The 15743-nt window shown below is 45.7% G+C and carries 18 protein-coding genes; all 18 read right to left on the bottom strand.

Annotation, left to right across the window (positions count from 1 at the left end):
• Window positions 1–169: 169 nt before the first annotated feature.
• The gene (locus tag C1H71_RS09650) at window positions 170–910 is read right to left on the bottom strand and encodes a substrate-binding periplasmic protein (RefSeq protein ID WP_130106369.1); all 741 of its coding nucleotides are present in this window, start codon (window positions 908–910) and stop codon (window positions 170–172) included.
• A gap of 942 nt (window positions 911–1852) precedes the next feature.
• Window positions 1853–2353 (bottom strand): type II toxin-antitoxin system YhaV family toxin, encoded by a 501-nt coding sequence (locus tag C1H71_RS09645; RefSeq protein WP_130106368.1) that lies wholly within the window; start codon window positions 2351–2353, stop codon window positions 1853–1855.
• A complete protein-coding gene (locus C1H71_RS09640) occupies window positions 2350–2682 on the bottom strand; it encodes a type II toxin-antitoxin system PrlF family antitoxin (RefSeq protein WP_223146029.1) in 333 nt (110 codons plus the stop codon). The genes C1H71_RS09645 and C1H71_RS09640 overlap by 4 nt, the downstream gene beginning before the upstream one ends.
• A 426-nt stretch (window positions 2683–3108) precedes the next feature.
• Window positions 3109–5040 carry an ATP-binding protein gene (locus C1H71_RS09635; RefSeq protein ID WP_188053698.1) on the bottom strand — a complete coding sequence of 644 codons (1932 nt, stop codon included), beginning with the start codon at window positions 5038–5040 and terminating at the stop codon, window positions 3109–3111.
• Between the two features lie 367 nt (window positions 5041–5407).
• Window positions 5408–5686, bottom strand: a complete 279-nt coding sequence (locus tag C1H71_RS09630) for a hypothetical protein (protein ID WP_223146028.1) — start codon at window positions 5684–5686, stop codon at window positions 5408–5410.
• 268 nt (window positions 5687–5954) lie between these two features.
• A complete protein-coding gene (locus C1H71_RS09625; RefSeq protein WP_130106367.1) occupies window positions 5955–7574 on the bottom strand; it encodes an ArnT family glycosyltransferase in 1620 nt (539 codons plus the stop codon).
• Window positions 7571–8179, bottom strand: coding sequence for a flavin prenyltransferase UbiX (locus C1H71_RS09620; RefSeq protein WP_130106366.1), 609 nt, complete (start codon window positions 8177–8179; stop codon window positions 7571–7573). The genes C1H71_RS09625 and C1H71_RS09620 overlap by 4 nt, the downstream gene beginning before the upstream one ends.
• A 215-nt stretch (window positions 8180–8394) precedes the next feature.
• A complete protein-coding gene (locus C1H71_RS09615; RefSeq protein WP_130106365.1) occupies window positions 8395–8919 on the bottom strand; it encodes a Gx transporter family protein in 525 nt (174 codons plus the stop codon).
• Window positions 8894–9253 carry a NusG domain II-containing protein gene (locus tag C1H71_RS09610; protein ID WP_188053696.1) on the bottom strand — a complete coding sequence of 120 codons (360 nt, stop codon included), beginning with the start codon at window positions 9251–9253 and terminating at the stop codon, window positions 8894–8896. Before C1H71_RS09610 ends, C1H71_RS09615 begins: the two co-directional genes overlap by 26 nt.
• A gap of 73 nt (window positions 9254–9326) precedes the next feature.
• The gene (gene rapZ, locus C1H71_RS09605) at window positions 9327–10175 is read right to left on the bottom strand and encodes an RNase adapter RapZ (protein WP_130106364.1); all 849 of its coding nucleotides are present in this window, start codon (window positions 10173–10175) and stop codon (window positions 9327–9329) included.
• On the bottom strand, window positions 10172–11116 hold the full coding sequence (gene hprK, locus C1H71_RS09600; protein ID WP_130106363.1) for an HPr(Ser) kinase/phosphatase: 945 nt from the start codon (window positions 11114–11116) through the stop codon (window positions 10172–10174). The genes rapZ and hprK overlap by 4 nt, the downstream gene beginning before the upstream one ends.
• Window positions 11097–11570 carry a PTS sugar transporter subunit IIA gene (locus C1H71_RS09595; protein ID WP_130106362.1) on the bottom strand — a complete coding sequence of 158 codons (474 nt, stop codon included), beginning with the start codon at window positions 11568–11570 and terminating at the stop codon, window positions 11097–11099. Before C1H71_RS09595 ends, hprK begins: the two co-directional genes overlap by 20 nt.
• Window positions 11571–11675: 105 nt before the next feature.
• Window positions 11676–12002: a ribosome hibernation-promoting factor, HPF/YfiA family gene (gene hpf, locus C1H71_RS09590; RefSeq protein ID WP_130106361.1), complete on the bottom strand. Its 327-nt coding sequence runs from the start codon at window positions 12000–12002 to the stop codon at window positions 11676–11678.
• 24 nt (window positions 12003–12026) lie between these two features.
• Window positions 12027–13403: an RNA polymerase factor sigma-54 gene (locus C1H71_RS09585; protein ID WP_130106360.1), complete on the bottom strand. Its 1377-nt coding sequence runs from the start codon at window positions 13401–13403 to the stop codon at window positions 12027–12029.
• Window positions 13404–14129: an LPS export ABC transporter ATP-binding protein gene (gene lptB / locus C1H71_RS09580; RefSeq protein ID WP_130106359.1), complete on the bottom strand. Its 726-nt coding sequence runs from the start codon at window positions 14127–14129 to the stop codon at window positions 13404–13406.
• Window positions 14126–14626, bottom strand: a complete 501-nt coding sequence (gene lptA / locus C1H71_RS09575) for a lipopolysaccharide transport periplasmic protein LptA (RefSeq protein WP_130106358.1) — start codon at window positions 14624–14626, stop codon at window positions 14126–14128. Before lptA ends, lptB begins: the two co-directional genes overlap by 4 nt.
• The gene (lptC, locus tag C1H71_RS09570) at window positions 14604–15182 is read right to left on the bottom strand and encodes an LPS export ABC transporter periplasmic protein LptC (RefSeq protein WP_130106357.1); all 579 of its coding nucleotides are present in this window, start codon (window positions 15180–15182) and stop codon (window positions 14604–14606) included. Before lptC ends, lptA begins: the two co-directional genes overlap by 23 nt.
• Window positions 15182–15697 (bottom strand): 3-deoxy-manno-octulosonate-8-phosphatase KdsC, encoded by a 516-nt coding sequence (gene kdsC, locus C1H71_RS09565; RefSeq protein ID WP_130106356.1) that lies wholly within the window; start codon window positions 15695–15697, stop codon window positions 15182–15184. The genes lptC and kdsC overlap by 1 nt, the downstream gene beginning before the upstream one ends.
• Between the last annotated feature and the right edge of the window lie 46 nt (window positions 15698–15743).

Below are 15743 nucleotides of genomic sequence, written 5' to 3'. Positions count from 1 at the left end.
TTAAAAGCCAAGTGACGCGGGCCCCCGACGTAACTAGGGCCAGAGCAAGCTTAAATCCTACTATGCTTCATGCCCTTAAAGCTAAAGCAAGCGGATTTAACTTTACTCTGACCCCAGTTATTTCTTCTATTTCTTCAGTTATTTCTATTTCTATTTATTTACTATTTCTCTATTTCTCCAATTTTTTCGCCGCGTGTTTTAATGCTTCAATCACTTTTTTATCTGTCTCTTTGTTTATAGCAATATAAAGATTGCTGTCTAGCCCACTTAAAGGGTAAGCAATGGATACAAGCGAGGAATCCAGATTTAATTGTTCCAATTTTGCATTAAGGCCAATTTCAGTCAGAGCAATCACATCACAACGCCCTGCTATAAATTTCTTGAAGTTCACTGTTGAATCAATCGACTCATCAATCATGGGAAAGCCACTGTGCTTCAAATACTCTGCCCGATAATCGCCACGAACAACACATACCGAATATTTCTTTGCTTCATTCACATTGCTAATAACAATATCCTTGCGTGCAGAGAGGCGATAGAAAAAAACAACCGCATCAAATATTTTATAAATATATTCAAGTTTTTCTAATCTTTCTGCCGTTTTTGCTATCGGATATATCATAACATTTGGTTTGCCTAGCACTTCTAAGTAAGAGCGAACCCAAGGTTTAATCTCGATATTTTCTTCCGTTAACTTGATAGCCTTAAGAAAGTTATTCAGTTTATTTGTTGCTAGACCCCCAATTTTCCCTTTAGCATCAACAGTGACATAAGGAGGGTCATTCTCAGTATAAATTATGAGCCCTTTGAATTCGTCATTAGCATATGCAAAATCAGAATGCGCAAGTAACATTTGGCATAAAAACAAAATAAATATAGCATTTAAAAAAAACCTTTCGACCGTAATCATTTTTTACGCCTTTTTTAAATCAATAAATATAAAAAATATTAGCTACCAAGTTTTTATTTTATTTACCAAAAATGAATTTACAACTATAAAAAACACAATGGAGTGTACTTAATTTAGAAGATAAAAGTCGATAGTTCAAGCGGTGAAGCAATAACACAGATCTTGGAGACAGGTTTAATCTTCAAGTAAAAAAATTAAAGTCGTAAAATAACAAAAATCAGCAATATATTCTGGTGCCATCAAAGCATCGCTCTCAGGCATCAACCTCCTGCTGCTTAAAGTGAAAACTCGGGGAAAACTACGATTAAATACAAAATAAAAAATAACTGGGGTCAGAGTAAAGTTAAATCCGCTAGCAGCCTGTCGGACTTAGACGGTCGAAGCGAAAAATCGCATGATCGAGACCAGATTTTGCCGGATTTGCAGCGCCAATAACGAGTCATTGGCCAAAAATCTGGTGAAATATAGCCCGATCAGGTGATTTTGCAGCTGACTAATGCTAAGTCCGACAGGCTGCTAGCTTCAGCACCATAAAAACGGGGCCGCGAAAGCTTCAATCATTCCTCTGGTTTTTTGCGCCAGCCAACAGGCTGCCCATGTTTTTACATGGGCGAAACGGGCAATATCACCGTCCCACCCAAATCGTATGGCATGGATGATGTTCCCTAATGGTTTCTACTGCACCTTCAATTCCAGCACTATCCCCAAGCTCTAGCGTGTAGTTGAAATTCGAGACATCGATACCTTCCGCCCGCAAGGTTGCCAACTCCTCACTAGAAATTACACCCGCCGAAACCCAAAGCGGCGTGGCCACTAGACCCAGGCTGACATAACACTCGAACGCACCGCGCGAAATCGCAAAAAACACCACGAAAGACTCCTAACATGGAGCTAACCAGCAAGTAACGGTCAGAACAAACTTAAATCCTACTCTGACCCCAGTTATTCTTTCCATATTTCCAAGCCCTGTAAGCGCCCCGATTGCGCTTCTGCTTCGCTGAGCAATTGCGCCCAGTCATCAGGAGGATGACCCCCCTCTAACATACGGCGAAAAACTCGATAAGCATCATCGGGACTATCGTAGGCACGCAACGTTTGATCATCATTCACCCAAGTAAATACAATGATTCGACTGGCCTGATGAAAACGAAAAAATAAACGGTACTGCTGAAAGAATTTCGCTCGAAACCAATGCTTATGCCCATCGCCTAAAGTACTTCCTTGGCGATATTCTGCACGCGTTGGATCTTGGGGTATCACTTCAAAAATAAGTTTAGCAATCGCCGCAAGCCGCTTACTGGCATTCTTTTTTTGATACTGATCGGGATGCTTGGCGCGTAGGCTTTCTACCTGATTAAGTAATATTTCCAGCTGATTCAAAAATAATGGGTGAGCATAAATAGCCCACCCATTAATCAGCAACGGCGCGGAGGCTGGCTTCATTCATCCTCCTCAGACAGCGGCGCATCCAAGTCCACATCAATCGATGCAGTGAGTAACAAAATGCGAGCTTGTAAAGCCGAACTCATTGCCTGCAACCGCTCTGGATTTTGTTGCATATCTTGAGCCAAAAAGCCCAAAAATGAATTTAAAACAGGATCATCCTGCTCGGCTTCAGTAGCCCGCGACAAAATAACCAGCCCATCTTCACGCACAGAATAATGGACTTTATCGCGCTTCCCCAGCTTAAGCACTCGCCGTACCGCATCGGGTACGGTGGTTTGATAACGATCGGTTAGTGTTGATTCCAGTTCTAGTGTAGCGGCCATCATGAGTCCTCTTAAAAGTATAGGCTCACTCAGCCTACATCCAAAATGGTAATGCAATTGCATTACCATTTCAAGCTTTGATGGTATGAAGGGCGCTGAAATAACTACTGAAATAACTACTGAAATAACTGGGGTAAATAACTGGGGTCAGAGTAAAGTTAAATCCGCTGGCTTCAGCACCATAAAAACGGGGCCGCGAAAGCTTCAATCATTCCTCTGGTTTTTTGCGCCAGCCAACAGGCTGCCCCATCTTTTTTTGGGGGCATGCAGCGCCCAGTCAGGCTTTTGACCTCAGCTTCATGGGCATGTTGTGCGACATTTGAAGTTGAGAATATGAAGCATAGCTGGGTTTAAGTTTGCTCTGACCACAGTTATTCGTTAAAAAAAATTAATTAACTGAATTAACCGTGGTCTGTCCCTAGTTATTAATTAGAGAGGAGAGGCCTCAACAATTGATTCATTAATTATGACAGCAAAGCTATCTGATGACTCTTTTATAGATGTTTTCTCCACGTTTTTCTTAATAGCGTCTCGAAGAATTTCTAAGAAAGTATGATTACGAGCCTCTGCATCGGAAACAATTGCGTCAAATGAAAGAACAAATATTGGAGTAGGAACAAAACCCCCACCTACTTTCGGAGCTTGAAATTCTTGATAAAAAACCTTACCTTTTGAATATAAAGGTGCCCATTTTTGAATTTGTAGTGTTTCAGCAAACTCATCATTAACATTGACAACAGCGTAATACCATATTCGTTGGATATTGCTACAATATTTTGATAGCTTTACTGCTCTTTGTATAAGCTGGTTTATTGCGTATTGATTTTCTTTTTCAGAATCTGTTATCTTTTTTACCTCAACAACAACAACATCAACTGGACCATTATCATTAGGGTCTGCAGAGAATATCATAGCAATATCTGGCCGGCCAGCTTCCCCCTCAACCTCATCAGACAACAAAATATTATTAATTATTTCATCCATTCTTTTTTCGCTTAGAATGGTTCTGAAAGTCATAAATTTATCATCCAGCAGCCATGCATTATTTTCATAAACACCTGAAAGAATAGAATCTTGATGATATTCTTTCCTACGTGGAACAATTAAATTATGAATTTCATCTTCAGAGTTATCTGAGGTCATCAACTTTAATTTTGAGATTATTTTTTCACGATACAAAATATACTCAGTTAGAGTTCGTGATGACGCATCAAGAGATTTTTCATAAAGAGCATCACTAAGATGTTCACACTGCAAAATCTCTTTTTGCTGCTTAAATAACTTTTGCTGTGCGCTATTTAGCGCCTCCTCTCCATCAATCAATCCAACAACATCACAATCGATATATCCTAAAAGATGCGGAAACTGTTGTTCAAACCGTTTTTTTGCTTTTTTATTAAATTCTGATATTTGAGGGATCTCATCTACCAATATTTTTCCAATCTCTCTACGTAGCAAAGAATATAAGGCCGACTCTGAAACATTTTCAGGCAATACCAACTTCTGGCGAGAGCTATCGGCGCAACCAAAAAACATATCAGATGAAAATATAAATACTGCAGAACAGCCTATTGGAATTACTGAAGGCAAAACAAGATTAATTGGTACGGTTCTTCCATCAATACTAATAGCAGTCAATAAATTCCTGCCAACATAATAATTATTTATATAGAAATTAATCTTAATTGATGAAAACGCATCTAGAGTATTTTTAGCAATTTCAACAGACTGCATTTTAGGCAAATCTACTGAATTTATTTCAACCGATGTAGAAATGAATTCTCTTTGTAAATTTTCCTCTTCAACATTCAGAGATATTCTAATCTTAAAATTGTGGCCTTTATCTTTCAAATCCTTTAGCGTCAATAAAAAATGCGCAATAATACGCTCCTTGAGACTTCCGGGCAGCAGATCATCATATGATTTAATTTTTTCCTTTGCAAAGCCCGTGAAATTAAGCGTAGTCTTGCTTGGGCGCTCGCTTTCAAACTCTACTATCTCCGAATTACCAACAAATTCTTTGTTATACACAAAGTTTCTATATTTATTACTCCATTGGCTCAACACATGTACATTCGAAAAATAATCTAAAAAAACAAGCCTACCAATCCCCTTATGAAAGGCATCGCGAGGTTTCATTAATTTTTTAAACCTCTCAAAACTCTCATCAGAGAACCCACAACCATTATCAATAATTTTTACATTAAGTGATGATGCTAATGAAAATGATTGAATTGATATATCAATCCCAATTTCACTTGCACCAGCATCAAATGCATTAGCAATTGCCTCATAAAAAACCAAGACCAATGAGGGGTTAGGAAAAAATAATTTAATAGCACTAGACGTTTCAATTTCCATAACATCCTCACAGTTAAAATCAAGCCACCAACCAAAAATGAAAGCTAGGTTGTATCCAAAACCATAAAGCACAATATATACGATTTATAAAACAACTGGGGTCAGAGTAAAGTTAAATCCGCTGGCTTCAGCACCATAAAAATGGGACCACGAAAGCTTCAATCATTCCTCTGGTTTTTTGCGCCAGCCAACAGGCTGCCCCATCTTTTTTTGGGGGCATGCAGCGCCCAGTCAGGCTTTTGACCTCAGCTTCATGGGCATGCTGTGCGGCATTTGAAGTTGAAAATATGAAGCATAGCTGGATTTAAGTTTGCTCTGCCCCCAGTTATTTAAGTGGTAACTCTCAAGCGCCGAAATGTGAATGAATTTATTTTTCTTCTTCACGCCACAATATTTTTTTACATTTCGTACACATCAGCTTTCTGCGGTAATCAGTGATTCGAATCAAACCAGTATCAAGTTGCTCTGTGTGGCCGCATTTTGAGCATGAAATTTTTTCGCCATGTTTTGCTGTTGGATTTTTAGCTAAGTATTCGTCCAGCGTCGGGAGACGCTCCCAATCTTTTTGGGCAGGCGGCATGTACGTTGTGTAATAAAAGATCACAGCAAATAAAAGGAGTGGTGCAATGATGTAAATGACGGTCATTACTTTATATTTCCAGACGTAGAGTTAAGGCAAGCCTGCAGGGCGGGTTAGCCACAGGCGTAACCCGCCCTGCAGGCTTGGCGATAAAGATAAGTTAGCTTAACGCGAGTTGATAAAACTAAGCTGCCCTACGGGGCTGGACATCGCAAGAATAATACGATGCTGAAAAATGCCCACTCCCTATTCAGCGGAGTTTCCACATTATTCGCACAGCCCAAAACTAAACAACTAACCCAACATAGTATCAGCAAAAAGTAAGTAATATTTATTATATCTTACGCCAAACACTAAACTCCTCACTCTTATCCGTAGCCCTTGTGGTTTTCTTCAACAAGCTATATTCCCCAATATTCGCAGGCATGGCGCTGCCCTGGATAAGTAGCTGCGGGCATTCTTTGCCGCGGCCTATTTCGAAGCGCTCCACCCGCATCGTGGTGTAGTAGTGGAAGTTGCCTCTTTCGTGCTCGCCTAGGCCAAAGCTGGCTAGGCACTGGGTTTTGTCCAGTTGGCTGGCTAAATCCAGCATCATGGGTTTATAGCTTTTACTGTAATTTAAGCCGGGTAGCAGCAGGCTAAAGACTAGGCCGTAGCTCATGACCAGCACGGCCAGCCAGCGCACGGCGCCTTGGTGTTTGGCCCACTGCGGCGCTCGCCAGGCTAGATTCCACACGATGATGGTGAGCGCGAGTGCGGACAGCATACCCAGCCAGTTTAGCTTTTCTGCAAAGCCCGGTAAGAAATGCAGCAGGCGCGCTTGTAAGGGCAGGCCAAAGTAAAGCGCGGCCCATGCCCACCATACTAGTAAGGCGCTGATGGCAAGCAAGCACAAGGCGACAAGGCCAAAGCGGCGCTCGAAAGCGGCAGGGACGCTGGATGCTTGCGCGCCCATCCATACGGCAAACGCCACCACGGCGGGTACGGCGTATAGCTCCATCGAGGTTTTAGCCAAGGATAAGATGGTGTAAGTCAGCAGGCAAAGCAGCGCTGCCGGGGCCGCATTTTTAAATGCATCCAAGCGATGCCTGAAAAATAATACCGGCAGATAAAGAATCAGCGGGAAGGCATGCCAAGGCAGAATCTTCAGGTAAAAACCATGCTCGTATTCTGGGCCAAGGTTATTCTCGCCCAAGAAACGCCCTAGGTTATTCACCCAAAACCAAGTGTGAAATAACTCAGGTGAGGCCAGCCATAAACGCCAAGGCCAGATTAGCCACCAAGGCAAAGCGGCCAGCAGAGCGATGCTCAGCGTCAGTAAATAAGCTTTTTTCCGGTAGGGATGATCAACAATCGGCAGCAGCAAAGCCGCCAAACCAAGGCAGCCCGGCCCTAATAATCCCTTAGTTAAAAACGCCATTCCCCAAGCCGTGCCCATCAGCAGGCCGCTGGCGAGTGGCCACTGCGGGAAGACAGAGAATGCGTAGAGGGCGATGGCAAAGCTGGCAAATAGAGCGCTATCGGTCAAAATATGATGGCCATTGCCAACCAGGCCCAGCGTGCCTGCCAGCAAAATGGCGGTGAGCCATGCGGCTTGCGATGGATCTTTGGCTCGGCTGCGGGCGGCAAATTGCCCTGCGGCCAGAGCGGCAAAGATAAAGGTCAGCGCAATATAAAATGCCGCAGCCAGCCTTGCCGCCGTGTGCACAGGCAGCCAGGTAAACACATAACGAGAGAAGCCCGCTGCCGTCCAGAAAAACAGCGGCGGTTTTTCCATAAAAGGCTCGCCAGACAGCATCGGCACCAGCCAGTTATCCCGCAGCGTGTATTCATAAACTAGGCCAAGGATATAGCTTTCATCAGGCTTCCAAGGATCGTGCGGGGCGAACGAGGGCCAAAACCACAGAGCAAGCAGGGCAAAGCAGCACCACTTCCAGTTAACTCTAAAACTCATCCCTTATCCCCCCAGCGCTGCATAAGCTGATGCGGAATTTGGAACTGATCCAAGATTCTTGCCACCACAAAATCGACCAAATCGGCGATGGTTTTAGGGTGGTGATAAAAAGCCGGATTAGGTGGCAGAATCACCACACCCAGCCTTGCCAGCTTGAGCATATTCTCCAGATGCAGCACCGAAAAAGGTGCTTCACGTGGAACAACCACTAATTTTTTGCCTTCTTTAATCATCACATCCGCAGCGCGCTCTAATAAATTATCCGAAGCGCCCACTGCAATCGCCGATAAAGCGCCCATAGTGCAAGGGCAAACAATCATGCCATCGCCAGGATTAGAGCCAGATGCCATCGGGGCAAACCATTCTTGCTGACCAAAAACTTGCAGCTTCGATTGGTCAGTAACGCCATAGCGCTGGCGAAAAAGCACAGCCAGATCAGCCGCACGCGAAGGCCAAGTTTCATCTAGCTCTTGCTTGGTCACAATTTGCGCCGCTTGGGTATAGAGCACATGCACGGTGCAACCCGCCGCCAGCAAGCATTCAAGCGTGCGTAAACCATAAGGCATGCCGGATGCGCCGGTAAAAGCCAATGTTATTGTTTTCATTTGAAACCTATTAAAAGTGCGAAATACTTAAAGGTCTGTCGACACAGAGAACACGGAGAAAACCATCGAATCTATCGTTTCCTCTGTGAAACGCTGTGATTCGATATTTTGCCCTCTCAACATTAAGCTGAAGCATTTTTGTAATCTGAAAGCAAAAAACTGCTTCCTATGTGATCTGCATTCTTGATTCTCTCTGTTCTCAGATTTTTTTGAATTTACTCATGGGCCATCAGCTTTGCTGCAATCACGCCGTTTACCAACCCAAACACCAGCGCCGCTGCCGCAAAAATAGGGACAAGATGAATGATGCCATTATGCGGAATCAACCAAAGCCGCGCCAATAATAGCTGCCCTGCCATATGCGCAAATGCCGCCAGCAAGGAATAGCTTACTGGGCCAAACCAGCGCTTAGGCAAGCCAGAAGCCAGCGCAAGTGCCAGCAAGCTGCATAGCCCGCCCGTTAGGCTCATAGCAAAGCCTGGCGATAGAAATCCGCCTAAGACAATGGCACTGCCCATAATTCTAAGCAGGCAAATCCATGCCGCATCCCGCCAGCCAAAGCGCCATAAAGTAATCAAGGTGATGATATTAGCCAGCCCTGGTTTAATCCCAGGGATAGGCGAAGGAATGCCCGCCTCTAATACCGATAGCGCAATGGCTAGCGCGGCATAACGGGCAATACGCACATCGTCCAAGCTGGGCTTAAGGCGGATTTCAGTAACTGAGGCTGTCGAAGTCATGAGGGCGAGCACCTAAAAGCTCAATGCTAATTCGATTGGGTAAGCAAATCGCCATTTGGCCCGCCTGATCCAACCAGCCCATTCGCACACAATATTGGCGAGGGCTTGGGTCGGCGCTAATTCGCACTCGGCCCGCTTTAATCTCAATTGAAGTCATTCCAAGTGGGCCTGCTACCTGTAACTTTCGCTCTGCGCTTAAATCTACTTCAGCAAAGATTTTGCCCTCTTGGTAGACCCGTACCCGCGTGGCACCATCCTGCTGCCAGCTCCATGCGGCTAGGTAGGCCACCAAGGCCAAAGCTAGACAAAAAAACGGCCAGTCACCTGGCCGCATTATTTTATTATTCCCTCTTCCCTCCCCCATAAGCGAGCGAGGGGGGCAATCAACGCCAGCAGCACATTTTGTTTTAGCCATGCTGCTCACGGTGCCTGAGCAACACCTGCCTATGCTCAGCAAAGTGTTTGGCCAATTGTTCGGCGATATAAACGGATCGATGCTGCCCGCCCGTGCAACCAATAGCCACAGTTATATAGCTGCGATTATCTGCCTCAAACTCTGGCAGCCATGCCTGCATAAAGGTTTTAATCTGCTCTTGAAACCGCACGACCACAGCTTGCCGCTGCAAAAATTCAATCACCGGCTGATCTTTACCCGTAAGGGGGCGCAAAGCTTTGTCGTAATAAGGATTAGGCAGGCATCTGGCATCAAACACAAAATCAGCATCAAGTGGTAAGCCATGCTTAAAACCAAAGGATTCAAAGATCACGGTAAGCTGGGATCGATCCAAAGCCACAAACTGACGAATCCAGCTGCGTAGCTGATTGGCGGATAAATCACTGCTGTCGATGCGATGGGCCACTTCTGAAAAAGCCCCTAACATCTCTCGTTCTAAGGCGATCGCCTCGCTAACCGTTAACTCACCACTTGATAAGGGATGGCTACGCCGCGTTTCAGAAAACCGCTTCACTAGCGTTTCATTATTGGCTTCTAAAAACAGCATTTGCACGTCTAGCCCAAACTCAAACAGGGCTTCTAGATGATTGGGGAAGCTGGCAAAGTTATGTGCGCTGCGCACATCCACAGAAATAGCGACTTGCGGATAACCATCCTCATCCAGCAACGCAACTGTCTGCGGCAATAAAGGCGCAGGTAAATTATCAATACAAAAATAACCTAAATCTTCTAAAGATTTAAGTGCAACGCTTTTACCCGCACCTGATAAGCCAGATAGCAAAATTAACTGCTGGCGACTCATTCACCCATCTCCATAAATTTTTGATGCCTTTCTATAAACTCGCGTGTTGAATCAATACCGCGTAATTGCAGAATATAATTTCGCACTGCAGCTTCAACCAATACCGCTAAATTTCGACCGGCCGCCACGGGAATTACTAATTTGCGAATCGGCACGCCTAAAATATCCTGCGTTGCCGCCTGCATTTGCAGCCTATCTATCGGGGCTAATTTTTCTGCTCCCGCCTTGGCCAAATGCATAATCAGCTTTAAGGTTTTACGCGGCCTAACCGCCGTTTCACCAAAAATAGTGCGGATATTCAACACGCCAATTCCGCGCACTTCTAGAAAATCGCGCAGCATGGGCGGGCAACGCCCTTCCAGCGTTTCTGGATTGGTGCGATACACCTCAACCACATCGTCGGCCACTAGGCCATGCCCACGCGAGATCAGCTCCAGCGCCAGCTCGCTCTTACCCATCGATGATTCACCCGTCAGCAGTACACCCACTTCGAGCACATCCAAAAACACCCCGTGCAGGTGAGTCGAAACCGCCAGCGCTTTTGATAGGTAATAGCGCAACACGTCCATCAAATAGGGAGATTGCTCAGGGGAGGTGAGCAGCGGCACATGAAAGCGCTCGGAAGCTTCGCGCAGGCAATCGCCCACAATCTGGCCATTAGCCACAATCACCGCCGCCATTTCATTTGAGAACAATCGATCGAGTGATTCTCTTTGCGCCTCAACGCTAAGCTGCAGCAAATAAACCGTTTCTGCCACCCCAAGCACCTGAATGCGGTTGGGGTGGATAAAATTCAGGTGACCTACCAAAGATAAGGTCGGTTTTTGCTCCGACGCGTCATTAGATAACAGATTATTAGCGCCAGATTGCCCTGCAACCCAGGTTAGGCGCAGTTTTTCGGCGTTATCAATAAAAAGTTGTCTAACTGAAATCTGTGGCATAAGGCTCCCAAGTACTGATTAACTTCCAGATTTGCCCTGGCTCCGTTGCTGCCAGCAAGCCCTCACGCAATACTTTATCTGAAAAAAGCTGAGCTAATTCAGACAAGATTTGTAAGTGCAGATCGGTAGCGTGTGCAGGTACGAGCAAGACAAACACTAAGGAGACTGGCTTGCCATCGGGCGCATCATAAGGAATGGCCTCGTCTAAACGCACAAAAGCACCGGTTGCTTCTTTTAGGCCCTTAATACGCCCGTGTGGAATAGCCACGCCTTGACCAAGGCCGGTGGAACCGAGTTTTTCTCTAGCAAACAAGCTATCAAAAATAACGCTACGGGCAATGCCGTGGCTATTTTCAAATAGAATCCCTACTTGTTCAAAAATACGTTTTTTGCTGCCGACTTCCATATCGAGGAAGACATTGCCGCTTGGCAGAATTTGGGCGATCAGACTCATTGTAGGCAGACCAAAACAAGGACGACAGCTATTGTAGCGCCGTAGCTTGAAAACAAAAACGGGAACCCGATTAAACCGGTTCCCGCTAAGGTGAAAGAAATCGCTTTATTCAGCGCTAGGTTGATGCTGTTTGATGGATTCGTTGCGATGATCCATTGATTTTTCTTTGTGCTTTACAACTTGACGATCAAGTTTATCTGCCAAAAAATCAATCGCTGCGTACATATTTTCATCCGTTGCTTCAACGTGGATATCGCGTCCGCGAACATGAACGGTAGCTTCAACTTGGTGTTGCAGTTTCTCCACGGAGAGGATGACATTAACGTCAATCACATTATCAAAGTGCCTGATAACCCGCTCCATTTTACTGTTCACGTACTCACGAATGGATGGGGTTACTTCAAGATGATGGCCACTGATATTCAAATTCATAGGGTTACTCCTTCCGTTGGGGCCTTACAAACTTTTGCGCTGACTTACTGGGTAAATCTGCAACGCCTCACGGTATTTAGCAACGGTACGACGCGCTACCACAATACCTTGGGCGGATAATGCTTCTGCCAATACGCTATCACTTAAAGGTTTTTTCTTATCTTCTTGCTGCACCATCTGCTTTATCAAAGCTTTGATAGCGGTTGCAGAACATTCACCACCGGCGTCCGTATCTACATGGCTACCAAAAAAGTACTTAAACTCATACAAACCACGCGGCGTTAACATGTATTTTTGCGTGGTGACTCTAGAAATAGTTGATTCGTGTAAATCGAGCTCTTCAGCGATATCCCTCAACACCAAAGGGCGCATCGCCACTTCACCGTACTCAAAAAATGCCCGCTGCCGCTCTACAATTGCTGTTGCTACTCGTAAAATCGTATCAAAACGCTGCTGCACACTTTTTACCAACCAACGCGCTTCTTGTAACTCGCGCGCTAAATGAGCACCATCGCCTTTTTGTAAGATATCTGCATAAAGCCGGTTAACGCGTAATTTTGGCATAGATGCATCGTGTAATCTAACCCGCCAAACCCCGCGTACTTTTTGCACAACCACATCAGGGCTTACATATCTTGGTGAGGTTACAGACCACTGTGCACTCGGCCTTGGGTTTAAACTTACAATCAATTCTTGCGCAGCTTTTAACTCAGCATCCTCGCATTTAAAGGCTCGTTTAAGCTTAGTGTAGTCCCGTCCAGCTAATAAATCGAGTGAATTTTGGGCAATTTTCAAGGCTAAATCTTTAGCGGCACTCGGCTGTTTTTGACGCAACTGTAAGCATAATGAATCGGCGGTATCCCGAGCTCCAACGCCTAAGGGCTCTAAATGTTGTAAGCGAATTAAAGCAATCTTCAAGTCATCAAGTTCGAGTTCATAATCTTGGATAAGTTCCTCTGGCAGCTGAGAATAGACTTCATCTAAGGGCTGAGAAAGAAAACCATCATCATCCAAAGCTTCAATCAACATCAACAACAAAGACTTATCCCGATGCGGCAGCTGCAGCAGACCTGCTTGCTGCAGCAGGTATTCACGTAAATCTAAATCACGCGCAATATTGGTGGCGGGGTCGAAGTCATTATCGTCATCTGAGCTTCCATGACTAGTACCTTCCCAGCGCAAACCATCATCATCCCCGCCCATTTCCCACTGCGGCTCGGGCTGCTCAGCTTCCCCTGCGGGGGCCTCCTCGCCACGCTCCAGCAAGGGGTTGTCGTTTAGATACTGTTCAAGCTCTTGTTGAAACTCAAGCGTAGAAAGCTGCAGCAGCTTAATAGCCTGCTGCAATTGTGGCGTGAGGTTAAGTTGCTGGGAAAGCCGCAGCTGCAGGGTTTGTTTCATTTACATACGGAAATGTTCACCGAGATACACTCGACGCACACTTTCATTAGCCACAATATCTTTTGGAACACCAGACGCCATCACCGCACCTTCTGAGATGATGTACGCACGATCACAAATACCTAAGGTTTCACGCACATTATGATCAGTGATTAGCACACCGATTCCACGTTGCTTTAAAAAACCAATAATACGTTGAATATCCATCACTGCAATCGGGTCTACACCTGCAAATGGCTCATCCAGCAAGATAAAACGTGGGTTTGCCGCAAGTGCACGGGCAATTTCTACCCGCCGCCGCTCACCACCTGATAAGCCCATTGCCCCAGCATCCCGCAAATGAGCAATATGCAAATCATTGAGCAGCTCGTCAAGGCGGGCATCAATCTCAACACGATTTTTGTAATGCAGCTCTAGCACTGCAGTTATGTTTTGCGCCACCGTCATTTTACGAAAGATAGATGCTTCCTGAGGTAAATAACCTAAACCTCGCCGTGCTCGCTGATGAATGGGTAAATGGCCGATATCTTCACCATCGAGCATAATCCGCCCGCCATTCATCGCCACCAAGCCTACCAACATATAAAAGCTAGTGGTTTTGCCCGCGCCATTAGGGCCTAACAAGCCAACCACTTCGCCACTAAAAATTTCCATCGTGACATCACGCACTACAGTACGTTTGCCGTAGCGCTTTTCTAATTGTTCTGCACGTAAAGAACTACTCATGGAGCGGGAGCCTTTTTCGGATTGATCACGATATTCACCCGGCCACCTTCTGTTTTACTTTGCGCTTGGTAAGCTTCATTGTTTAAATCGTAAGTGATTACATCGCTATAAATGTGATCTTCGCCCCGCTTTACCCAAGCTTTATCTAGCAGTTTTAGAATACCGGTGCGCCCGTCGTAATCAAAACGCTGGGCTTCTGCATCCACCCACTCATTGCCGCCATCCATTTTCTGCCGAAACCGCACTGGGCTGCCGTTACCAGCAACAAACTGATTGCCCGCTTCATCTTGGCGCACGGTGAGCTTATCGCCACGAATACTGAGCGTACCTTGAGTCAGCACCACGTCACTAGTACAGACACTGGCCTGAGTCTTTTGATTCATCACGCAATTTGCAGCGGCAATTTTAATGGGTTTTTCACGGTCGGCTTTTTCTGCATGCACGGGGCCAGCAAGCAAAAATAATAATACGGCGTTAAGGGGTACGAAGCGGTTCATAGCTCATCCTGACTTTAGATTTAAGTTCCAGTGTTTCGGTATTAGAATTAGCAATAAAACCCACCGACTCAACAACATAAGTGCCCATTACGGCGTGCACTGGGGCATCGGAGCTGGCAATGCCCTGCTGGGGTAAAACCTGCATATCGCGGCTATTAATCACCAGCTCAGCCTGTGTACCACTGGCTGCACGCACCATTTTAACCGCCCCAGGAAACCAAACCTCACTGCCTTGCTTAATTGACTTAGCCCGCTCGCCCGTTACATCCAAACGAGGTTGCTCTGCTGCGGTATAACGCAAATGGGGCTTTTCTAGCCAAGTAATATCGCCAACAGGCAAGTGAGAAACATGGGTGGCCGTCAGCTGAGAAACGGGGCGGCCATCTTCTCCAAACCGCACGGCGGTGGCGCTATCGACCAACATATCTGGCTGATCAGAATTCACCGCATACGCTGCGCTTGGCAAGGTAGCCGCTCTATCTAGCAACCAAGTCAATCCGCCCAGCAACAACACTAAAGCCAAGGGCAGCAGGCGAGTAGTACCGGGAACAGCCATTAGGCGAGGTACGGCGCCATAGCTGCATCAAATGTGCCTTGCGCCTGCATCAGATACTCACAGACTTCACGTACTGCACCACGGCCACCTTGGCTACCGCTAATGTAGTGAGCGTGTTTACGCACTAATTGTGGAGAATCAGGCACGGCAACGGCAAAGGCTACCCGACGCATCACTGGCAAATCGATCACATCATCGCCCATATAACCACAGTCGTCCGCGCTAAGGCCTGCCACCTTCAGTAGCTCTTCAAAACTTGCGCCTTTATCGTGAGCGCCCTGATAGAGGTAGTCTACACCTAAGTCTTTGGCACGCTTTTCAACCAGCTTAGAAGTACGCCCGGTAATAATGGCTAGCTTTACCCCGCTGGTGTGCAACATTTTTAAGCCATGGCCATCTAGGGAATTAAATGCTTTTAGTTCTTCGCCACTATCGCTGTAAAACAGACTGCCATCTGTCATTACGCCATCAACATCAAAAATCATTAAGCGAACCGCTTTGGCTTTATCTGGCATTATTTTTCCTTTTTTTATTCCTGATTATGTCTCTTGCTCATACAAG

The organism is Iodobacter fluviatilis, assembly GCF_004194535.1.
Taxonomy (GTDB): Bacteria; Pseudomonadota; Gammaproteobacteria; order Burkholderiales; family Chitinibacteraceae; genus Iodobacter; species Iodobacter fluviatilis_A.
The sequence above is the reverse complement of the archived record's forward strand: the minus strand, read 5'-3'. Positions and strand labels throughout refer to the sequence as shown.